21 protein-coding genes and 2 tRNA genes are annotated in these 19,899 nt (G+C 55.9%); 11 read left to right on the plus strand and 12 right to left on the minus strand.

Features of this window, described 5'->3' with window-relative positions; translation table 11 throughout:
• The first annotated feature begins 12 nt into the window (after positions 1-12).
• From pqiA to rmf, 4 genes are all read left to right on the plus strand, one after another.
• Entirely contained in the window at positions 13-1,281 is a 1,269-nt protein-coding gene (gene pqiA / locus ACNY69_RS02650) for a membrane integrity-associated transporter subunit PqiA (RefSeq protein WP_111142043.1), read from the plus strand.
• Positions 1,268-2,911, plus strand: coding sequence for an intermembrane transport protein PqiB (pqiB, locus tag ACNY69_RS02655; RefSeq protein WP_111142044.1), 1,644 nt, complete (start codon positions 1,268-1,270; stop codon positions 2,909-2,911). The genes pqiA and pqiB overlap by 14 nt, the downstream gene beginning before the upstream one ends.
• The gene (pqiC, locus tag ACNY69_RS02660) at positions 2,908-3,477 is read left to right on the plus strand and encodes a membrane integrity-associated transporter subunit PqiC (RefSeq protein WP_111142045.1); all 570 of its coding nucleotides are present in this window, start codon (positions 2,908-2,910) and stop codon (positions 3,475-3,477) included. Before pqiB ends, pqiC begins: the two co-directional genes overlap by 4 nt.
• Positions 3,478-3,757: 280 nt before the next feature.
• Entirely contained in the window at positions 3,758-3,925 is a 168-nt protein-coding gene (rmf, locus tag ACNY69_RS02665; protein WP_008925875.1) for a ribosome modulation factor, read from the plus strand.
• Positions 3,926-3,991: 66 nt separating this feature from the next.
• Here the strand turns inward: rmf and fabA are convergent, their stop codons facing one another.
• Together fabA and ACNY69_RS02675 are read right to left on the minus strand one after the other, a co-directional pair.
• Positions 3,992-4,510 (minus strand): bifunctional 3-hydroxydecanoyl-ACP dehydratase/trans-2-decenoyl-ACP isomerase, encoded by a 519-nt coding sequence (gene fabA / locus ACNY69_RS02670; RefSeq protein ID WP_009091047.1) that lies wholly within the window; start codon positions 4,508-4,510, stop codon positions 3,992-3,994.
• A 68-nt stretch (positions 4,511-4,578) separates the two neighbouring features.
• On the minus strand, positions 4,579-6,447 hold the full coding sequence (locus ACNY69_RS02675; RefSeq protein WP_418797265.1) for an AAA family ATPase: 1,869 nt from the start codon (positions 6,445-6,447) through the stop codon (positions 4,579-4,581).
• A gap of 53 nt (positions 6,448-6,500) precedes the next feature.
• Between ACNY69_RS02675 and matP the strand changes: the two genes are divergently transcribed.
• Positions 6,501-6,968, plus strand: a complete 468-nt coding sequence (matP, locus tag ACNY69_RS02680; protein ID WP_418797267.1) for a macrodomain Ter protein MatP — start codon at positions 6,501-6,503, stop codon at positions 6,966-6,968.
• 90 nt (positions 6,969-7,058) lie between these two features.
• On the opposite strand, the gene ompA is transcribed toward matP, so the two are convergent.
• Entirely contained in the window at positions 7,059-8,129 is a 1,071-nt protein-coding gene (gene ompA, locus ACNY69_RS02685) for a porin OmpA (RefSeq protein ID WP_111141680.1), read from the minus strand.
• 350 nt (positions 8,130-8,479) lie between these two features.
• Positions 8,480-8,971 (minus strand): SOS-induced cell division inhibitor SulA, encoded by a 492-nt coding sequence (gene sulA / locus ACNY69_RS02690; protein ID WP_418797268.1) that lies wholly within the window; start codon positions 8,969-8,971, stop codon positions 8,480-8,482.
• A gap of 210 nt (positions 8,972-9,181) precedes the next feature.
• On the opposite strand from sulA, the gene ACNY69_RS02695 reads away from it, so the two are divergent.
• Positions 9,182-9,811, plus strand: coding sequence for a TfoX/Sxy family DNA transformation protein (locus ACNY69_RS02695; protein WP_111141676.1), 630 nt, complete (start codon positions 9,182-9,184; stop codon positions 9,809-9,811).
• On the opposite strand, the gene yccS is transcribed toward ACNY69_RS02695, so the two are convergent.
• Together yccS and ACNY69_RS02705 are read right to left on the minus strand one after the other, a co-directional pair.
• Positions 9,763-11,967, minus strand: a complete 2,205-nt coding sequence (yccS, locus tag ACNY69_RS02700) for a YccS family putative transporter (RefSeq protein WP_418797270.1) — start codon at positions 11,965-11,967, stop codon at positions 9,763-9,765. The two genes, ACNY69_RS02695 and yccS, sit on opposite strands and share 49 nt — an antisense overlap.
• Positions 11,951-12,391 (minus strand): YccF domain-containing protein, encoded by a 441-nt coding sequence (locus ACNY69_RS02705; RefSeq protein WP_128084443.1) that lies wholly within the window; start codon positions 12,389-12,391, stop codon positions 11,951-11,953. The genes yccS and ACNY69_RS02705 overlap by 17 nt, the downstream gene beginning before the upstream one ends.
• 123 nt (positions 12,392-12,514) lie before the next feature.
• Here ACNY69_RS02705 and helD point away from each other — a divergent pair, with 123 nt between their 5' ends.
• Positions 12,515-14,569, plus strand: coding sequence for a DNA helicase IV (helD, locus tag ACNY69_RS02710; protein WP_418797271.1), 2,055 nt, complete (start codon positions 12,515-12,517; stop codon positions 14,567-14,569).
• Between the two features lies 1 nt (position 14,570).
• Here helD and mgsA read toward each other — a convergent pair whose 3' ends face one another.
• A complete protein-coding gene (gene mgsA / locus ACNY69_RS02715; protein ID WP_111141669.1) occupies positions 14,571-15,029 on the minus strand; it encodes a methylglyoxal synthase in 459 nt (152 codons plus the stop codon).
• Between the two features lie 68 nt (positions 15,030-15,097).
• Positions 15,098-15,739 (minus strand): YccT family protein, encoded by a 642-nt coding sequence (locus ACNY69_RS02720; protein ID WP_418797272.1) that lies wholly within the window; start codon positions 15,737-15,739, stop codon positions 15,098-15,100.
• Positions 15,740-15,914: 175 nt separating this feature from the next.
• On the opposite strand from ACNY69_RS02720, the gene ACNY69_RS02725 reads away from it, so the two are divergent.
• On the plus strand, positions 15,915-16,328 hold the full coding sequence (locus ACNY69_RS02725; RefSeq protein WP_111141665.1) for a CoA-binding protein: 414 nt from the start codon (positions 15,915-15,917) through the stop codon (positions 16,326-16,328).
• Between the two features lie 36 nt (positions 16,329-16,364).
• Here the strand turns inward: ACNY69_RS02725 and hspQ are convergent, their stop codons facing one another.
• Both hspQ and rlmI read right to left on the minus strand, forming a co-directional pair.
• Positions 16,365-16,682 carry a heat shock protein HspQ gene (gene hspQ, locus ACNY69_RS02730; RefSeq protein ID WP_111141663.1) on the minus strand — a complete coding sequence of 106 codons (318 nt, stop codon included), beginning with the start codon at positions 16,680-16,682 and terminating at the stop codon, positions 16,365-16,367.
• A 59-nt stretch (positions 16,683-16,741) separates the two neighbouring features.
• Positions 16,742-17,932 carry a 23S rRNA (cytosine(1962)-C(5))-methyltransferase RlmI gene (rlmI, locus tag ACNY69_RS02735; RefSeq protein WP_111141661.1) on the minus strand — a complete coding sequence of 397 codons (1,191 nt, stop codon included), beginning with the start codon at positions 17,930-17,932 and terminating at the stop codon, positions 16,742-16,744.
• A gap of 85 nt (positions 17,933-18,017) precedes the next feature.
• Here rlmI and yccX point away from each other — a divergent pair, with 85 nt between their 5' ends.
• Entirely contained in the window at positions 18,018-18,296 is a 279-nt protein-coding gene (gene yccX / locus ACNY69_RS02740) for an acylphosphatase (RefSeq protein ID WP_111141659.1), read from the plus strand.
• On the opposite strand, the gene ACNY69_RS02745 is transcribed toward yccX, so the two are convergent.
• On the minus strand, positions 18,297-18,623 hold the full coding sequence (locus ACNY69_RS02745; protein WP_418797273.1) for a TusE/DsrC/DsvC family sulfur relay protein: 327 nt from the start codon (positions 18,621-18,623) through the stop codon (positions 18,297-18,299). It lies immediately after the preceding gene.
• Between the two features lie 104 nt (positions 18,624-18,727).
• Positions 18,728-19,381 (minus strand): FtsH protease modulator YccA, encoded by a 654-nt coding sequence (gene yccA, locus ACNY69_RS02750; protein ID WP_418797274.1) that lies wholly within the window; start codon positions 19,379-19,381, stop codon positions 18,728-18,730.
• A 220-nt stretch (positions 19,382-19,601) separates the two neighbouring features.
• Between yccA and ACNY69_RS02755 the strand changes: the two genes are divergently transcribed.
• Positions 19,602-19,689, plus strand: a tRNA-Ser gene (locus ACNY69_RS02755).
• Between the two features lie 79 nt (positions 19,690-19,768).
• Positions 19,769-19,856, plus strand: a tRNA-Ser gene (locus tag ACNY69_RS02760).
• Positions 19,857-19,899: the final 43 nt, after the last annotated feature.

A 19,899-nucleotide genomic window follows, 5' to 3' on the forward strand; every position in this document is an offset into this window, starting at 1 on the left:
CGGGGTGATCGGATGTGTTCAGCAGTGAAAAGTAACGCGTGGATGCTCTGTCCACAATGCGATTTAATGATTAAGCTGCCGGATATTCCCGTCGGCAGCCGAGCCTCATGCCCGCGCTGCCACACCACGCTGACGGCCAACTGGCACGAACCGCGTAAACGGCCAACGGGGTATGCGCTGGCAGCCCTCTTTATGCTGCTGCTGGCCAATCTGTTTCCTTTCGTCTCCATGAAAGTGGCCGGGCTGACCAGCCAGATTACGCTGGCTCAGATCCCGAAAGTGATGGTATCTGAGGATTACAGCAGCCTGGCGACGTTGTTCCTGCTGTTTGTACAGGCGGTCCCGGCCTTCTGCATGATCACCATTCTGCTGCTGGTCAATTCGATCCCTTTGCCTGTCTCACTCAGAGTCGGCCTGGCCCGCATTCTGTTCTGGCTCCGAAACTGGGGCATGGCAGAAATCTTTATGGCTGGCGTACTGGTCAGTTTCGTTAAGCTGATGGCCTATGGCGAGATCGGCCTTGAGACCAGTTTCTGGCCCTGGGTGTTATTCTGTCTGCTACAGCTGCGCGCTTTCCAGTGCGTTGACCGCCGCGAATTGTGGGACAGGATTTTACCCCAGCCCGCTTTGCCCCATCTGCCTGAAGCGGGCATCAGCGGATTAGAGCAGGGGCTGCGATCCTGTCCCTGTTGTATGGCTATCCTGCCCGCAGCGGATCATACCTGCCCGCGCTGCGGTGTCACCGCCCAGGCGCGCCGGAAGCACAGCCTGCAGTGGACGCTGGCGCTGCTGATGACTTCAGTGCTGATCTACATTCCGGCCAACCTGATGCCGATCATGGTGACGGAAACACTCGGCACCGCCTATCCTTCCAATATCATGGCGGGCGTCATTCTGCTGTGGGGGGAGGGTTCCTATCCGGTGGCGCTGGTTATCTTTATCGCCAGCATTATGGTGCCTTCACTGAAAATGGTGGCGATTGGCTGGCTCTGCTGGGATGCCAGCGGACGCGGCCAGCGCGACAGCCACAGGATGCACAAAATCTATGAGGTGGTGGAGTTTGTTGGCCGCTGGTCAATGATCGACGTGTTTGTGATTGCTGTGCTCTCTGCGCTGGTGCGCATGGGGCAGTTAATGAATGTTTATCCCGCGTGGGGAGCGGTACTGTTTGCGATGGTGGTGATTATTACCATGATTGCGGCCATGACCTTTGACCCGCGATTAACCTGGGATCGTGTACGCGAAAATAACAGGAAGGAGTCGCGCCTTGACGGAAACTAATCACGGCCATGCAAAGGTGGAGCAGATCAAGCGCTGGTCGCCGGTCTGGATTGTCCCCATCGTTACCCTATTGATTGGCGGATGGATCCTCTTCTATCACTTCAGCCATCAGGGCCCGGAAGTCACCTTAATCACCGAAAACGCTGAGGGCATCGTGGCGGGTAAAACCACGATCAAAAGCCGTAGCGTCGATGTCGGTGTGGTGGAGAGCGCGGTGTTAAGCGACGATCTTCACCATGTGGAAATTAAAGCGCGCCTGAATGCGGGCATGGAAAAGCTGCTGCACAGCGACAGTGTTTTCTGGGTGGTCAAACCGCAGGTCGGGCGTGAAGGCATCAGTGGTCTTGGCACCCTGTTGTCAGGTGCCTATATCGAATTACAGCCGGGCACCAAAGATCAGGCTCCGGAGCAGTTCAAGCTGCTGGATGCGCCGCCGTTAGCGCCACCGGATGCCAAAGGGATCCGTATCGTGCTGGACAGTAAGAAAGCTGGTCAGCTTAATCCGGGCGATCCGGTGCTGTTCCGCGGCTATCGCGTCGGCACGGTCGAAACCAGCGTTTTCGACACTGAGAAACGCATGATGACCTATCAGCTGTTTGTGGCAGCGCCTTACGATCGTCTGATCACCACTAACGTGCGCTTCTGGAAGGACAGCGGCATTGCCGTAGATATGTCCGCTTCGGGCATGCGGGTGGAAATGGGGTCGCTGACCACGCTGTTCAGTGGTGGTGTCAGTTTTGATGTGCCAGACGGCTGGGAGCTGGGTGAGCCGGCGAAGAATAAGTCGGACTACCATCTGTTTGACGATCAGCGCAGCATCCAGGATTCGCTCTATACCAACCATGTCGACTACGTGATGTTCTTCTCTGACTCCATCCGTGGCCTGCAGGCGGGCGCGCCGGTTGAGTTCCGTGGCATTCGTCTGGGGACGGTCGCAGAGGCGCCGCTGAGAAAAGCGGGGCTGGATCAGGCGCTCAACAACGACTATCGCGTGCCGGTGCTGATCCGTATCGAGCCGGATCGTTTTATCAACCGACTGGGTGAGAATTTCGATCTGGAACAGCATCTGCAGGATGGTAAGAAACGCGGCCTGCGTGCCACGCTGAAAACCGGCAACCTGCTCTCGGGCGCGCTCTATGTTGACCTCGACTTCTATGACAATGCGCCAGCCTACAAAGGACCGCAGAAAGTCTCGGGCTATGAGGTGATCCCAACGGTCAGCGGTGGTCTGAGCCAGATTCAGCAGAAACTGATGGCGGCGCTGGATAAGATCAACAGCCTGCCGCTGAATGGCATGGTCAATGAAGCCACCGGCACGCTGAAAGAGAGCCAGAAGACGATGCGTGATCTGCAGCGCACCATCGACAACATCAATAAAGTGACCGGCAGTCCGGCGATGAAAACGCTGCCTGAGGATCTGCAGCAGACGCTGCGTGAACTGAATCGCAGTATGAAAGGTCTGCAACCCGGTTCACCGGCCTACACTAAGCTGGTCGGCGATATGCAGCGACTGGATCAGGTACTGCGTGAGCTGCAGCCGGTGTTGAGAACGCTTAACACCAAGAGCAACGCGCTGGTATTCGAGGCGAAACCGGGACAGGATCCCCAGCCGAAGAGGGCGAAACAGTGAAGAAAGGATTGATACTTTCTGCCGCGCTGGTGTTGAGCGCGTGCAGCAGCAGCGTTAAAGACACCTGGTATCAGCTGCCCTCCGGGGCAGCCTCCATGCAGGTCAGCAGCAGTCAGCTGACCGAAGCACAGCCGATGCTGTGGGTGCAGCAGGTGACGGTGCCGGACTATCTGGCGGGCAACGGTCTGGTTTATCAGACCAGCGATGTCAAATATGTCATCGCCGCCAACAATCTCTGGGCCAGCCCGCTCGACCAGCAGCTGCAGCAGACGCTGATCACCAACCTCAGTAAGGCGCTGCCGGGTCGGCTGGTGGCCGGGTCACCGTTAGGCGCGCAGCACGACACGCTGAACGTGACCGTGACCGGTTTCCAGGGTCGCTACGATGGCAAAGCGATCGTCAGCGGCGAATGGACGCTGGAACATCAGGGCAAACTGACCAAACAGGCCTTTAACGTGGTACTGCCGCAGACCGAAGATGGCTATGACGCGATGGTCAGAACGCTGTCCGTCGGCTGGCAGCAGACGGCACAGAAAATCGCCAACAGTGTGGTTGCGTTAAATTAAGATTAATGTGAATAAATAAGCTAAGCTCCTGAGCAAAGGTCGCGATTTACCGACCAGGCCCAGGGGCTTTTTTATTAGCTGAATCAGAAGGATAGTGTTGTATTACGCATCACAATTCGGCATTAATTTTACCGATTAAGGTCACATTTATGACATGTGTATGAAGATTGGGCATTGATCTTTGCGGGCGCAGGGGGTAGAACATTAAAGGTGGTTGAACATTAATTCACCACTTTTCTTTCCACCAGATTCCACAGACCTTACATGAGGGACACGGAGTATGAAGAGACAGAAACGAGACCGCCTCGAACGCGCCCATTCACGTGGTTATCAGGCAGGCATTACTGGACGCTCAAAAGAGATGTGTCCGTATCAGTTGATTGACGCTAAGTCTCACTGGTTGGGAGGTTGGCGACAGGCCATGGAGGACAGGTCGGTCGCTGCATAACCGGCTGTCACTGAAAAGGGAAATAACCTCCGCCATGCGCGGAGGTTTTTGTTTCCGGGGAAACGTTTAGAAAGCGGCCGTATCTTTAAACAGACCGACTTTAAGATCGCTGGCGGTGTAGATCAGGTTGCCGTCAACCAGCACTTCACCATCTGCCACGCCCATCACCAGTTTACGGTTAATCACGCGTTTGAAATGAATGCGATAGGTCACTTTCTTCGCGTCCGGCAGAACCTGACCGGTGAATTTCACTTCGCCGACGCCCAGCGCACGGCCTTTGCCTTCGCCGCCCAGCCAGCCGAGATAGAAACCGACCAGCTGCCACATCGCATCCAGGCCCAGGCAGCCTGGCATGACCGGGTCGCCGATAAAGTGGCAGCCGAAGAACCAGAGATCAGGATTGATATCCAGCTCCGCTTCAACAAAGCCTTTGTCATATTTGCCGCCGTCTTCGGTCATTTTGACCACGCGGTCCATCATCAGCATGTTGCCAGATGGAAGCGGCGGACCATTTTCGCCAAACAGTTCACCACGACCTGACAGGATCAGATCTTCTTTGGTATAGGATTCGCGTTTATCTACCATGTTTTCAATAAGCCTTGTTTTAGTGAATCACGAATATTAGCGAACAGTTGTACGCTGAGCAAATCGGATTAACGGTGGTTGAACCAGTTAAGCCAGCGCAGCGCCCAGGGACGTGGTGGAACATCCGGCTGATTGAACTGGCTGATGCGCTCCTGGATGGTATTCAGCAGGCAATCGCCCAGGCCATCTTCGGTGCTCCAGATTTTACCGGTCAGCAGCGGCAGCGCCTCATCGGCGCGATCGATCGCCCAGATATGGAAACGGCCCTGTTCCACTGCACTCACCACCGCCTGGTTCAGGCTGAGATGGCGCACATTGCAGGCGGGAATAATCACACCCTGCTGACCCGTCAGCTCCCGCTGGTGGCAGATATCGAAGAAGCCTTCGATCTTCTCGTTCAGTCCGCCGACCGGCTGGACATTACCAAACTGATCGACGGAACCCGTCACGGCAATCTGCTGATTGATCGGCTGGTTAGCCAGCGCGCTGATCAGGGCACAGAGTTCGGCCAGCGAGGCGCTGTCACCATCCACCTCGGAGTAGGACTGCTCGAAAACCATCGAGGCGGAGAAGGGGAGTTGCTGATCGAGTTCCAGCTCGGCGATCAGGTATGCCTGCATAATCATCATGCCTTTGGCGTGGATGTTGCCGCCCAGCTCCGCTTTTCGCTCAATATCCATGAACTCACCATCGCCGGGATGCACCACGCAGGTAATCCGCGAAGGATCGCCCCAGGCACGGGGATGGCCAGGATATTCGACAACCGACAGACCATTAATCTGGCCGACCACTTCGCCTTCAGTTTCAATCAGGATCTGGCGCAGCAGGATTTCGTCACGCATCCGCTCGTTGAGGTAGTTCTCGCGCCACAGGCGCGCTTCCAGCGCATCACGCAGCGCTTCCCCATTCAGAGCATCACCCATCAGCGCTGACTCACGCATCTGCCGCTGCAGCCAGCGGGGACAGAGTGGCAGCGTTTCCTGGTCGCCGCTGTAGCGGACACCTTCTTTTATCAGCTCTGGCCAGAAGTCCTCTTCGGGCTGGGGCAGACCCGCCTGCTGCGCCAGATCGCTATTCCAGCGACACCAGGCCAGCATGTCATCCTCATCAAGAATCTGAATGTTCTCTTCAAATTCAGTATAGATGGCCATCTCGTGCGCTTCAGGGTCGAGTTCCTGAAACGCGGCCAGCGTCTCACGCTCGCCGCACAGGACCAGATTCAGTTTGAGTGGCAAAGGCGGAATCGATACAGGCAGCGGCCGGCGTTCATCCTGAGAGGTCCACTCCACATAGCCCTGCTCAATACACCTTTTCAGGCGTAACCAGAGAATCGGCTGCGCGACCAGACTGTGCAGTGACAGCAGCAGTGTGCCGCCGTTCGCCTGATGAATCAGCCCGGGCTCCAGCTGGATCCGGTCTTTATACTGGCGTACGCAGCCAAACAGCTGCTCCATCTCAACCCACTCGGCAAAGTGAATACCACCCTGGCTGGTGAAAGGACGCTGAGGATCGGAAGGGGGCTGAAGCGTGACGTTGTCAGCCATGATATGGTAATCGCCGCCCCATAGCGTAGTGCTATCGGACATGACCCGCTGTGCAGCCTGAGCAATCAGTGCCAGATAATCGCGATTCTCCTGGCTACGCACCAGCAGTAAGGGAAATCCCTGCGTCTGGTGATGCAGATGCGCCAGCGCATTCAGCAACCTGGGCTGCACCGTTGCCAGAGCATCAGTTTCTTCATCTGCAATTCGGGAGAAAATGGATTGGTATTGCGCGCTATCCGGCTGTAAGGTCTGCCACGTAAGTTGAGTGCTGGTCAAAATAATCGCATTTGTCAGTTTGAAGAAAAGCGAGATTATACAGGATTCACCTTTGTTAAGCACTGCAGACTTCCCGTCGAAGATGTGATGACGACAGCATGTTTTTCGTTGCTGCATCCGGGAAAAAAGCTGTTATTCTTAGCTCGTTACGTGATCACGATGAGATTCCGATGAAATACCAGCAACTCGAAAATCTTGAAAGTGGATGGAAGTGGAAATACCTGGTGAAGAAACATCGGGAAGGTGAACTGATCACGCGTCACCTTGAATTAAGCGCGGCGCAGGCAGCGGTCGATAAACTGCTGGCGATGGAGAACAATCCGGTGACGGTAAACGACTGGATTGCGGAGCATATTCATGCCGATCTTGATAACCGACTCAAGCAGACCATTCGTGCGCGGCGCAAACGTCATTTTAATGCTGAACACCAGCATACCCGTAAAAAGTCGATCGACCTGGAGTATCTGGTCTGGCAGCGACTGGCGGGTCTGGCACAACGGCGCGGCTGCACCCTTTCAGACACTATCGTTCAGCTCATTGAAGATGCCGAACGTAAAGAGAAATATGCGACGCAGATGTCGAGTCTGAAGCAGGATTTGCAGGCCATTCTGGGCAAGTCGGAAACAGAAAACGACTGACCGGGCAGGGCATCAGCCTGAGCGCTGAATAACATAGATAACAGCCATAAAAAAACCCCGCCGTAGCGGGGTTTTTTATTACGTTTTAACTTAAGCCTGTGGCTGAGTTACAACGTCTTTGATGCCTTTAACATCGATTTCTACGCGACGGTCCGGAGACAGGCAGTCGATCAGGGCGTTACGGCCTTTCACGCTGTCACAGGTGTTGCCGGTAACTGGGTTAGATTTACCCATACCACGTGCAGAGATCTTGTTAGAAGGGATACCTTTAGAAACCAGGTAATCTACGACTGACTGAGCACGTTTCTCAGACAGTTTCTGGTTGTACTGCTCTGAACCGATGCGGTCAGTGAAGCCCAGTACGACAACGGAACCATCTTTAGGATCCATTGAGCTCAGCTGGCTGTACAGCTGATCCAGAGCCTGCTGGCCTTCTGGCTTCAGGGTAGATTTGTTGAAGGTGAACAGAACGTCAGACTTCAGAGTGAAACGCTTGGTTTCAACAACTGGAGCTGGCGCTGGAGCTGGAGCCGGAGCCGGAGCAGCGACGTCATCCTGACCGAAGCGGTATGAAACGCCTACGCTCAGCATGCCGTTGTCTGGACGTGCACCAACAGTCTGCGCATCACCGATGTTGTTAACCCACTGGTAGTCCAGACGGGTAGCCCAGTTTTTGGTCAGTGCATATTCAACACCCACTGCTGCCAGCGGAGAAACGCCGGTGTCGTGGTCGCTGATGCGGCCAGTAGTTGGGTTAGTCTGCGTTGAATCTGCACGCCATACCATGCCGCCCAGACGGGTATAAACGTCCAGATCGTCATAAATTGGGTAGCTCAGTTTAGCAGCCAGCTGGATGCCCTGTGCTTTGAACGCGCCGTTGGTCACAGTACCTTTGTTAGGCATGCGGCCCAGCCAGTCATAGCCCATCTCGAAGCCCAGGTATGGGTTTGCCTGATAACCAACGAACGCACCTGCGCCCAGCTGGCTTTCATGAGTTGGACCGTTGTTGTTTTCGTAACCGTGACCGTAGTAGCCAGTGTCGTGATACTGAGACCAGCCCAGTTTAGCACCAGTGTACCAGGTGTCATCTTTAGGGGCGGCCTGCGCTACGGTAGCGAAGCCAGCCAGTGCCACTGCAATTGCGATAGCTGTCTTTTTCATTTTGCGCCTCGTTATCATCCAAATAGGCAATGAGCAAAAAGGTTGCTCTTGGTTTAAATCCTTCGCCGGGTCAAAACGCTCGCTTATGACTCTACCGCAAAAAACGGAGGTTATTGAGCACCCTGGCGAGATAAAGTCTACAACGAGATTGGAAACTTACAAGTATGATGTGAGACGCGACTGTAAAAAAACAGCGGTTTATACACAATTTCTAACAATTAGCCTGGCAGTATTGTCGCGGCAAAAAGCCCTGAAAACATGCTAAACCATTGTCAATACTCGAACTAACAGAATCAGTGGTTTAGCGACGACAGATAAGAAAAATAGCTTGGGAAACTTCTGATTTTTACTTAATGAAACAAATCCGACTGAATTTTTATGGCAGTTTGCGGTCTGAGTGGCGCTTCAGGCGTTCCACTTGCACGCAAAATCAACCCCATCGCCTCACCTTCAGCCGCTGCATTTTCGAGTTGACGCCGCTCATCTTCATCAAGCTCGTAAGGAATCCAGGCCAGAACGACACTGTAATTTCCGGTACGCAGTGCCTTGACCATCGCTTCCACAGCATTCAGACGTTCAGAATCAGCAATATGCATGCTTTTATCCAGAGGCAACCCCGACGCCTGCAGCCAGCTGCGATTCAGCTTGTGTGCCGGTGTTAACCATAGCTGCCAGCGCGATTGCTGACTCAGTTGCTGTAACAGAGGCAACAGTAACATCTGCATCATTCCGGGCTGCTCGCTGTAACGTAGCTCAGTAATTCCCCCTGGCTGCGAAGCCGGCAGAGATGAGGACGCATAATGATGAGCATAGCGTGCATTATCAGGATGTTGTGTTCGCATAAGTTAATCACCAGCAGTGGACTGTATGAATATACAGTACTGTCATCCTGAATAAAGATCAACCCAAATTTCTGAAAACGCCTCGCAAAAACGCGACAAGATTAGTAGAAGACCTATTTATTCGTTGAACCCACTGGCGCTTTTTTTTATCTTCTAATTGACTGATACCCAAGGCAATTTACAAGATAGTTCTTACAAGGAGGTGGTGTTGTGAAAAAGGTAAATCCGGTGGTGGAGCGCTCCAGAGCGTGCCTGGCCCCGTTAGGCCCGATAGAGTCCCGCACCCAGTTTGGGGGATATGCCCTGGCGGTGGAAAGTGTGGTTTTTGCCCTGATCAATAAAGACGAGCTTTATCTGCGCGCCAGTGAACCCCTGCGACAATATATTACCGAGCGTCCGCTTCAGCCGCTGATCTTCCGCAAGCGGGGCAAGCTCGTGAGCCTCAACTATTTTCGGGTTGATGAAACGTTGTGGCGCGACGCAGAACATCTGCTGGCGCTCTCGGCCGCCTCGTTGGAGACGGCACAGCTGGAGCTGGAAGATCGACACGCCTCGCCGCGATTAAAAGATTTGCCTAATCTCAGCGTGCGTATGGAGATGATGCTCTACGAAGCGGGAGTCCTGAGTGTTAACCATCTCTATCAGATGGGGGCCAAACGCTGCTGGCTGAAGCTAAAAGCAATCAACCAGCACGTTGGTTTTCAGACCCTGCTGGCGCTGCAGGGCGCGATCACCGGTCACCATGCCGCCGCGCTGCCACAGGCCACCCGGGCTGAACTTAATGCCTGGTTTCAGCGCACACTGTTATCCAGTGCCGATCCCAGAGGCGGCGAGGGCTGATCGGTAATCAGCGTGCGGCGCAGGCGCGCGATCTCGGGCATTAGCGCCACCAGCAAACCGAGCTGCTGGAGCACCAGCGGCGCACGCGTATCCGCATCTGCGGCCAGCTGGCTGATTCGATGAGCCAACTGATGACGCATCGTTTCAGCCTGTTCATCGCTGACCACATCCGTCTGAAGCACATCCTCGACATAGCAGACGGTATCGTCCAGCAAGGCCAGCAGCTCCGGCGCGGTAATCTTATCGCGGTGTGCGCCCAGCGCCGAGATGTAACTCAGGAATGAGTGGTTAGAGCAGAGCAGCTGGAAGGCTGATTCGCGCAGCTTCTGACTGGTGCGACTCTCACTGCTCATATTGGATACGACCGACGCCAGTTCGGCATCCGCATTGTGGGCGTCACGACGGGCAATGCGATAGGCCAGCCGATTATCTTTGCCCTGATGATATTGCTCCATGATCGCATCCAGATAGCGGCAGTTGGCCTTCAGCGTCCGTTCGGCCACCGCCGGTAGCTGACGAAAACGCCAGTCCGGCCAGATAAACGCGACGGCCAGCCAGGCCAGGCCACAGCCAAGTAATGTGTCCACGACCCGGGGCAGGGCAACCTCAAATCCTTCGCCCAGCAGGTTAAAGCAGAGCAGGACCAGCAGAGTAATAAAGAGGGTAGCCTGAGCATACTGAACCTGGCGGAAAGCGAAAAACAGCACGCCGGCAATAACAATCAGGATCAACTGACCTTCTGTAGAGGGCACCAGCCATAAAACCGGCAGGCCAATGGCAATCCCGGCCAGCGTCCCGCCAATACGCAGGGCCAGCCGTCGCTGCGTGGCGTTGTAGTTAGGCTGGCAGACGAACAGGCTGGTCAGCAAAATCCAGTACCCCCGCTCCAGCCCGGTAATCTGAATAAAACCGTAGCCGATGCAGAGCACTATCGACATGCGTACCGCATGCCGGAACAGGGGGGATGAGGGCGAGAGGTGACGGCTGAAGCGTAGCCGGATATCACTCCAGCCGCTCAATCCCTCCCGGGACAGCAGATTATCGCTGTGCTGAGGATCGTCACCGGCCAGCGTCTGCTCTGATTCAATGGACGCCAGCTGGGCGTCGATGGCGCGCAGATTGCGTAACAGCCAGAACAGCGCACCCGTATGCGCCGCTTCAGGTTCATGTCGTGCCAGACGTTCAATTGCTTTCTGCAGACGCTCAAAGGCGCGCTCAAACCGGCTGTCGTGAACCCATCGTTCGCGCATCAGAATGCAGTGCGACAGCTGACGACAGGCCTGAGCCTGCATATTGAGCAGGCGCTGAAAGCGAAACAGAATTTCGTTGTAGCGCCAGTCGCCGCGCAGCAGATGGTACTGCAGATGAGAAGAGCTGGCCCGCTCGTGAATATCCTGCGCGACAAAGTAGTAGTGCAGACTGCGTCGGGTGCCGCGCGAACCGCGATCGCCGCGAAGACGACTCTGCAGTGTGGTTTTGGTCAGATTAAGCTGGGCCACCAGCTGACTGTTGACCATTGCCGCATCAATAAACGCCGCATCATCATGATCGCCCGCATCCGGGTCGAACAAGTTGGCCTTGGCATCCAGATAACGGGCCAGCTGTGAAAAACTGCCCGCCAGCTGCTCCTGCACCGGCCGGACCGGAAACATCAGGTGCCCCAGTAACGTCAGCAGGTTGTACCACAGCGCGCCCACCAGCAGCAGCACTGGCTGCATATACCACTGGCTGAACAGGCCGATCCCGAGCATGGTGTAGACCGCAATCAGCAGCGCACCAAAGGCAATCGTGGCGTAGCGCTGGCCCAGCGCACCCAGCAGAATAAAGCCCCAGGTGGAGATCGCCAGTCCGGCCATAAACGCCAGCGGGTAGGGGAAAAGTAACTCGACAGACACCGAGGCGATGCAGAAGCAGAGCAGCGTAATCAGCAGATTCTTCAGGCGGCCGGTCAGCCGATCGTCGAGATCGGCCAGCGCAGCGGCCACCACACCCAGCGTCAGCGGAATCGTCCATTCGATCTGCTGCAGCCACCAGGGAATAGCCGCGCAGCCGCTCAGCGCAAACAGGATCCGCAGCAGATACCGCCAGGTACTGTTAAACAGGTATTTCCGCCAGCCTGGCAGACTCTGTGACATCATATTAATAGCGACGGGCATTGGCTTCGCGCGCCGCACGCGCCTCTTCCACCGACACGACACGACGACCCACCGGCCACAGAGCGATCGCGGCGATCTTAAAGTTGGCAATCCCGACCGGAATGCCGATGATGCTGAGACACTGCACAATGCCTACGGAGATATGGGAGAGGCAGAGCCACCAGCCGAAGAAAATCAGCCAGAAGATATTCAGGAAGGTGCCGCCAGTATTCATGATGGCGCTCTTACTTTCGGGCCGCAGCACATCGACATGCACCGCCTCATTGCCAAACGGCAGCAGCGAGATTTTAGTGATTTCCCAGCAGGATCGCGTCAGCGGCAGGGTAAAAATCAGCACGATGCTGATCAGGGTGGCAAACAGCCAGCTCAGGGTGGTGAAAAAGCCGCCCAGAACAAAATTGAGGATATTTAAAACGGTGCGCATGATCTTTTTTTCCTTTTGCATTCCGCAAGATGTGACGCCAAGTTTAGCCTGTTTTAAGGCTGGAGCGCCAAGGGTCTGACAGGTAAACTCCCCCTAATCCTATTCTCTGACGTTGGTGTCGGCGTGGAACTGAAAGCAACTTCGATGGGCAAACGGCTTGCCCAGCATCCTTATAATCGTGTTCGTCTTCTGACGGCGGGCGTCGAAGTCAGTGGCGATAAGCACGAGTATCTGATCCCTTTTAACCAGTTACTGGACATCGCCTGCAAACGCGGGCTGGTGTGGGGCGAGCTGGAGTTTTTACTGGCAGATGAAAAAGTGGTTCGCCTGCACGGAACGGAATGGCAGGAGACGCAGCGCTTTCACCACTATCTGATGCAGGTCTGGCAGCGCTGGAGCCTGGAGATGAGCGCGGTGTGCTGCGAGGTGCTGCAGACGTTGAGCGATGAGATCCGGACCTTCAGCGAGCAGGATCGCTGGCTGAACCGCCACGAGTTACAGGCGCTGAAAAGCCGCATCCTCAATCAGTTCGATGCCTTGCCTCTGCCGCTTGCCCGTTTAGATGCTTTTGCTGACTGCCGTGAGAACCTGGCGTTCTGTCAGCACTGGCTGGAGCAGGGCGAGGCGGCACTGCGGCAGCGCAATCGCGACTGGACGGCGGCCATGCTGACCCGCTATCAGGCCTTCTTCGCCAGCGTCGAAAGTACGCCGCTCAATCCTTCGCAGTGTGAGGCGGTGGTGAATGGCGAGGATTCTCTGCTGGTACTGGCCGGCGCAGGCAGCGGGAAAACCTCGGTGCTGGTCGCGCGGGCGGGCTGGCTGATGCAGCGTAATCTGGCCAGCGCCGGACAGATCCTGCTGCTGGCCTTTGGCCGGGAAGCCGCCGAAGAGATGAATGCGCGTATTCAGTCGCGACTGTCGGCCAGCGACATCCAGGCACGCACCTTTCACTCGCTGGCGTTGCATATTATCCGCGAAGGCAGCAGTAAACAGCCGGTCGTCAGCCGGCTGGAGAGTGATGCCGAGGCGCGGCGCACGCTGCTGATTCAGACGTGGCGGCAGCAGTGCCAGGAGAAAAAATCTCAGGCCAACGGCTGGCGGCAATGGTTACGCGATGAACTGGCGTGGGAAGTCCCGGAGGGGCCTTTCTGGGATGATGACAGGCTGGCAAAACGCCTGGCGTCACGGCTGGAGCGCTGGCTCGGTCTGATGCGCATGCATGGTGGCGCCCAGGCCGGGATGATTGCCGAAGTGCCGGAGGCGATCCGGGATGGCTTCAGCAAACGAATTAAGCTGATGGCACCCCTGCTGAAAGCCTGGAAGAGCGCGCTGAAAGAGGAAGGGGCGGTCGATTTTTCGGGTCTGATCCACCAGGCGATCGCCATTCTGGAAAAAGGCCGATTCATCAGTCCGTGGAAACATATTCTGGTGGATGAGTTTCAGGATATCTCACCCCAGCGTGCCGCACTGCTCAGCGCCCTGCGCCAGCAGAATAAGCGCACTGCGCTGTTTGCGGTGGGTGATGACTGGCAGGCGATCTACCGCTTCAGCGGTGCAGAGATGACGCTGACTACGGCGTTTCATCACTACTTCGGTGAGGGCGACCGTTGCGTACTGGACACCACCTACCGGTTTAACGATCGCATCGGCGACATCGCCAACCGGTTTATTCAGCAGAATCCACAGCAGCTGGCAAAACCGCTCAACAGCATCACCAAAGGCAATAAAAAGTCGATTGCGCTGCTGGCAGAGGATCAGCTGGAAGCCCTGCTGAACAAACTCAGTGGCTATGCGAAGCCGGATGAACGGATCCTGTTACTGGCCCGCTATCACTACCTGCGGCCCGACTTACTGGATAAAGCCCGGACCCGCTGGCCGAAGCTCAATCTGGAGTTTATGACGATTCATGCCAGCAAAGGCCAGCAGGCGGACTACGTCATTCTGCTGGGACTGCAGCAGGGAAAAGAGGGGTTTCCGGCGGAAGTCCGCGAATCAGTCATCGAACAGGGACTGTTACCGCAGCCAGAGCCGTTCCCCGATGCGGAAGAGCGCCGTCTGGCCTATGTGGCGCTGACGCGCGCGCGCCAGCAGGTTTTTCTGATGTTCGATAAAGCTGCACCTTCCCCTTTTGTTGACCATTTCCGCGAGCTGGGCGTGCCGGTGCTGCGAAAAGCCTGATTTATTTCAGGCGATCGGCCAGATAGCGCGCATAGTCCGGGATCTGAATATCCACGGGTTGTGCGAACAGGGGGGAGTGAATAATAAAGTCAGCCGTGGAGCGGTTCGTGGCGACCGGAATATTCCAGACGGTCGCCAGACGCAGCAATGCTTTCACGTCCGGATCGTGAGGCACCGCATTCAGCGGGTCCCAGAAAAAAATCAGCGCATCGATCTTTCCTTCTGAAATCAACGCGCCCACCTGCTGGTCGCCGCCCATCGGGCCGCTCAGCATCGCGGTCACGTTCAGGCCAGTATCACGATTGATCAGATTGCCGGTGGTGCCGGTAGCGTAGAGGATATGAGGTTCCAGCGCAGGCTGATTCTGTTTTACCCAGTCGAGCAGGGCGGCTTTGCAGTGGTCATGGGCGACCAGTGCGATATGTTTTTTTATGCCAAGGGTGCGGATAGTCTGTTCCATCGAAGCTTCCTCATTACGCCTGTCTGCTGGCGGAAAATCATGAGTTTACCTCTGGCGTTTCTGCGCTATCAACTTGTACGTAACATTTTGACCAGCGCCAGGAGCTGCTGACGGGTAGCTTCATCAAAGCGCTGGAACCAGCGCTGCAGCGAAGGCATTTCCGCCTGGGTTGTCCAGTCCAGATCGGCGGTGAACTGTACGGAAGAGGGAGTATCAGCGGCGGTGCGCGCAAAGCGGGGCACCGAGGCGATCTGACGGGTGCGATTGTAGTTCAGCATCGCCTTTTCCATATCGGCGAGCGTGGTGGCAGCCAGATGATCCCGCACGCTGCTGATCTCCTGCCCGTTTTCATCCACCAGCTGAAAGTTCAGGCTGCGATCAAAATGAACACGCTCACGCTTTGTCTCCAGCGCAGGCAGCCGGATAGTCAGCGTTCTGGCGGTGGCAGTGAAGGTGACGATCATCGGCAGGGACTGGTAGGCGATCACCCGGTCTTTATGGCCCTGGCGCTGCTGCTCTACCCGGAACAGAAACTGATGCTGACCGCGCTCCAGCTCCAGGCTGTCTGCGGCTTTAAGCAGCGAACCTGAAATCTTTCGACCATCCAGCACCAGCAGATCGATCTGTGGATCGAGCTTCAATGTGATGGCAGAACAGGACGCCGACACGAGGAGAGCCAGTAACCCCGTGACAGCCAGCGACAGCTTCATTTCAACTCCGGTAACCAGTGACAGAAAGGATATGTGTAGCAAATTTTTACATTGTGGCAGTTAATTTACATTTAAACATATTTATTCGTGCGCGGGCTCAATTAATTTCGCCAGAGGCTTACCCGGCAGCGGGCGCACGCATCTACACTCAACACTGGCCTGAAAGGAGATAAACATGAACGACCAGACAATTCGTGATGTGCTGACGCGCACCCAACGTATCGCCTTAGTCGGGGCAAGCGATCGTCCCGAGCGTCCCAGCTTTGGTGTGATGAAATATCTGCTCGATCAGGGCTATGACGTGATCCCGGTCAGCCCGAAACTGGCAGGCAAAACGCTGCTGGGGCAGCAGGCTTATGCCACGCTGGCGGAGGTGCCGGGCGAGATTGATATGGTGGATGTCTTTCGCAATTCTGAAGCCGCGTGGGGCGTGGCGCAGGATGCAATCGCGGCCGGGGCTAAAACCTTGTGGCTGCAATTAGGTGTGATCAATGAACAGGCGGCGGTACTGGCTCAGGATGCGGGACTGACGGTGATTATGGATCGCTGTCCGAAAATAGAGATCCCGCGTCTGGGGATCACGCGCTAAAAAGTGAATCGTGGCGGCAGAGCGTGCCGCCACAGATTAGTGCCGCAGATGCGGGGCCTGAAGCTGCTGACGCACTGATGCAGCCAGCTCATCCATTGAAGGCTGCTCGGGATGTTCCACGCTGGTTTCACCTGAAAGCTGGATCTCGGCAACGTAGGTGTGCACCTGATCGCCTTCTTCATCTTCCATTACGACGTGATACCAGGGCGCAGCGCGCATCTTCTCTTCCGCGCCCACGTCTTCGATTTTTGGCTCATCCAGTGAATATTCCGGATCGACATCGACAATAACGCCCAGTACGCCGGACAGACGATGACGAACCTGCTGACCAATACCAAACTTGCTGGCAATCATAGTGACCTCCGAAAAAAACGCTCTCCTTTCAATATGGGGGCAGGCGCCGATTTTTCAAGTCACATTACGCGGCAGGCGAAACCTTTCAGGTAGAGACCTTCCGGATAGCTGGCGATCACCGGGTGATCCGCCGCCTGACGGAACTGTTCGATGAACTGCACGTCACGACCGGCATCCAGCGCGGCATCGGCAATAATTTTCTGGAACAGTTCGGTCGCCATCAAACCCGAGCAGGAGAAGGTCATCAGGATCCCGCCCGGATTCAGCAGCTGAATGGCCAGCATGTTGATATCTTTATAGCCGCGACAGGCACCCATTAACTGGCTTTTATTCTCGACGAACTTGGGCGGATCCATAATGATCAGGTCAAATTTCTCGCCGCTGTCACGGTAACGGCGCAGCAGTTTGAATACGTCATCACGCTCAAAGCGCGCGCGGGAGAGATCCAGCTCGTTCAGCTCTACGTTCTGGCGCGCAACGTCCAGCGCCTCCTGCGAAGTATCGACGCTGATCACTTCCTGACAGCCGCCCATCAGGGCAGAAACAGCGAAGCCCCCGGTGTAAGAGAAGCAGTTAAGCACACGGGCGTCCTGCGCATAGCGACGCGTGGCCAGACGGCTGTCACGCTGATCCAGATAGTAGCCGGTTTTATGACCGCCCTGGATATCGACCAGCAGCTTCATACCGTGTTCGGTAATCGGCAGCAGCGGCGGCGGCAGTTCACCGGTCACGGTACCCTGTGCCAGCGCCAGACCCTCTTTCTTGCGCACGGCGACATCAGAACGGTCATAGATGGCGCAGGTCGGGAAGCACTGCTGCAGGGCGGTGACGATCGCCGCACGCTGATATTCTGCGCCTGCCGAGAGCAGTTGCAGCACTAAAAAGTTGCCAAAGCGGTCGATCGTGACGCCCGGTAAACCGTCAGACTCCCCGGCGATCAGGCGATAGCTGTCCAGACCATCGCGGGCTGCCAGCCATTGACGCCACTGCTGCGCCTGCTCAAAACGGCGGACAAAGAAGGCGATATCGATGGATTCATCGGCCTGCCAGCTCCAGACGCGGGCGCGAATCTGCGACGCGGGTGAATACGCGGCGCGTGCCAGCCACTTACCGTTGCTGTCACAGACGTCGATGGTTTCACCCTGTTGCGCTTTGCCTTCCAGACGCGCAACGGCACCGGAAAAGACCCATGGATGGCGACGGAGCAGGGACTTTTCACGTCCCTTTGCGAGAATCAATCTGACTGTCATAGTTTGCTATGCTTACCTGAAAAAATGAGGTGCCATTGTCCGGTGGATAACGGGAAATTGCAACGAACAGCAGCAGGAGAGAATCATGTCAGCAACCGGTTTTAAGGCCTGGGTGCATGGCCGCGTGCAGGGCGTCGGGTTTCGTTACAGCACGCAGGCGGAAGCCAGAACGCTGGGGGTGCTGGGCTATGCCCGGAATCTGGACGATGGCAGCGTGGAGGTTTTTGCCTGGGGCGAGGCGGAGCAGGTTGATGCGCTGCTCGCCTGGCTTAAAGCGGGCGGGCCCCGCAGTGCCCGGGTTGATCAGGTGCTGGTGGAGCCGCATCAGCCTGCTGAGCCGCCGCGCGATTTCCGCATCGGGTAATTACAGACACTTCGCGGGTTTAGGCAGGCCGGCGATTTTGGTTGCCTGCTTAGCCGGCCCCTCCGGAAACAAGCGGAACAGATAGCGACTGTTGCCTTTCTCCTCGCCATATTTCTGCGCCATCGCCTTTACCAGCATTCGCACGGCCGGGGAGGTGTTATATTCCAGATAAAATGCGCGCACAAAATGGACCACTTCCCAATGCGCCTCCGTCATGGCCAGGCCTTCCTGTTGGGCGATCTGCACCGCCAGAGCTTCACTCCAGTCGCCGGGGTGCTTCAGGTAGCCTTCGGCATCGACGGCGATTTCGTTACCGTTAAAATTCACGCGACATCCTCTTTATTAATGATGGTGCAGTTTATCAAACCTGGCAGTCAGAAAAAGCAAAAACCCCGCCGGAGCGGGGTTTTGACATGGAACCCGAGCGCACATCAGTTGCTGCGGGCAAATCCCAGCAGGCTGAGCAGGCTGACAAAGATGTTGTAGAGCGAAACATAGAGGCTGACCGTCGCCCGGATGTAGTTAGTTTCGCCGCCGTGAATGATGTTGCTGGTTTCCCACAGAATCGCACCGGCTGAGAAGAGAATAAACAGCGCGCTGATCGCCAGATGTAACGCGGGCAGCTGCAGGAAGATATTCGCGACGACCGCCACCAGCAGGACCACAAAACCGGCCATCATCATGCCGCCCAGGAAGGACATATCACGGCGGGTCGTCAGCACATAGGCTGAACAGCAGAAGAAGACCAGGGCGGTTCCGCCCAGCGCCAGCGCGATCACATCACCCATGCCTGCGGTTAAGAACGAGCTGAGGATAGGGCCCAGGCAGTATCCCAGGAAGCCGGTGAAAGCAAAGGCGGCCAGAATCCCAATCGGGCTGTTAGCCATACGGTACGTTAAGAACATCAATCCATAAAAGCCGACCAGCATCAGGATTAAACCCGGCGCAGGCAGGGCGAGCAGGGTGCTGGCGGTCGCCGTCACGGCCGAAAAGGCCAGCGTCAGGCCAAGCAGAAAATAGGTATTGCGCAGAACCCGGTGCGTTGACAGTAATGAGGACTGCGATGAGGTGACAATTCTTTCCATGTTGCGCTCCTTTAAGCAGAACACTAAATATGCGACGAGAATACGCAGGCTGTTAAAGAGGGAAAAGGCGTTTTACCCTTCTTTACGCGTTAATCTGCTAATTGTTTGAGCAGAGTGGCGATTTTCACAGCGAAAAATCACAATCTGACTGTTTTTCAGGCGAATAGACAGAATCATGCTTTACATCGCGAAACGGGGTGTTTATAGTGCGCGTCATTGCGGAGGGGTGGCCGAGTGGCTTAAGGCAGCGGTCTTGAAAACCGCCGATGGGAAACCATCCGAGAGTTCGAATCTCTCCTCCTCCGCCACTTTATCTTCCCTGTGTTAACAGCAGCGAGTAAAGCGGCAGGATCTGACGATTTTGCCGATGCAGTAAAGTTTTAAAACGGAGGGGTGGCCGAGTGGCTTAAGGCAGCGGTCTTGAAAACCGCCGATGGGAAACCATCCGAGAGTTCGAATCTCTCCTCCTCCGCCAGATTTTACAGGCCAGCACTCAGTGCTGGCCTGTTTCGTTTCTC

Source organism: Pantoea graminicola (assembly GCF_048452665.1).
Lineage (GTDB): Bacteria > Pseudomonadota > Gammaproteobacteria > Enterobacterales > Enterobacteriaceae > Pantoea.

Coding starts and splice junctions, on each gene's coding strand:
- rmf (WP_008925875.1), top strand. CDS start 3,758: ATGAAGAGACAGAAACGAGACCGCCTCGAACGCGCCCATTCACGTGGT.
- yccA (WP_418797274.1), bottom strand. CDS start 19,381: ATGGAAAGAATTGTCACCTCATCGCAGTCCTCATTACTGTCAACGCAC.
- fabA (WP_009091047.1), bottom strand. CDS start 4,510: ATGGTAGATAAACGCGAATCCTATACCAAAGAAGATCTGATCCTGTCA.
- ACNY69_RS02705 (WP_128084443.1), bottom strand. CDS start 12,391: ATGCGCACCGTTTTAAATATCCTCAATTTTGTTCTGGGCGGCTTTTTC.
- ompA (WP_111141680.1), bottom strand. CDS start 8,129: ATGAAAAAGACAGCTATCGCAATTGCAGTGGCACTGGCTGGCTTCGCT.
- yccX (WP_111141659.1), top strand. CDS start 18,018: ATGTCAGCAACCGGTTTTAAGGCCTGGGTGCATGGCCGCGTGCAGGGC.
- ACNY69_RS02675 (WP_418797265.1), bottom strand. CDS start 6,447: ATGCAGCAACGAAAAACATGCTGTCGTCATCACATCTTCGACGGGAAG.
- hspQ (WP_111141663.1), bottom strand. CDS start 16,682: ATGATTGCCAGCAAGTTTGGTATTGGTCAGCAGGTTCGTCATCGTCTG.
- rlmI (WP_111141661.1), bottom strand. CDS start 17,932: ATGACAGTCAGATTGATTCTCGCAAAGGGACGTGAAAAGTCCCTGCTC.
- matP (WP_418797267.1), top strand. CDS start 6,501: ATGAAATACCAGCAACTCGAAAATCTTGAAAGTGGATGGAAGTGGAAA.
- mgsA (WP_111141669.1), bottom strand. CDS start 15,029: ATGGAACAGACTATCCGCACCCTTGGCATAAAAAAACATATCGCACTG.
- ACNY69_RS02725 (WP_111141665.1), top strand. CDS start 15,915: ATGAACGACCAGACAATTCGTGATGTGCTGACGCGCACCCAACGTATC.
- ACNY69_RS02720 (WP_418797272.1), bottom strand. CDS start 15,739: ATGAAGCTGTCGCTGGCTGTCACGGGGTTACTGGCTCTCCTCGTGTCG.
- sulA (WP_418797268.1), bottom strand. CDS start 8,971: ATGCGAACACAACATCCTGATAATGCACGCTATGCTCATCATTATGCG.
- yccS (WP_418797270.1), bottom strand. CDS start 11,967: ATGCCCGTCGCTATTAATATGATGTCACAGAGTCTGCCAGGCTGGCGG.
- pqiA (WP_111142043.1), top strand. CDS start 13: ATGTGTTCAGCAGTGAAAAGTAACGCGTGGATGCTCTGTCCACAATGC.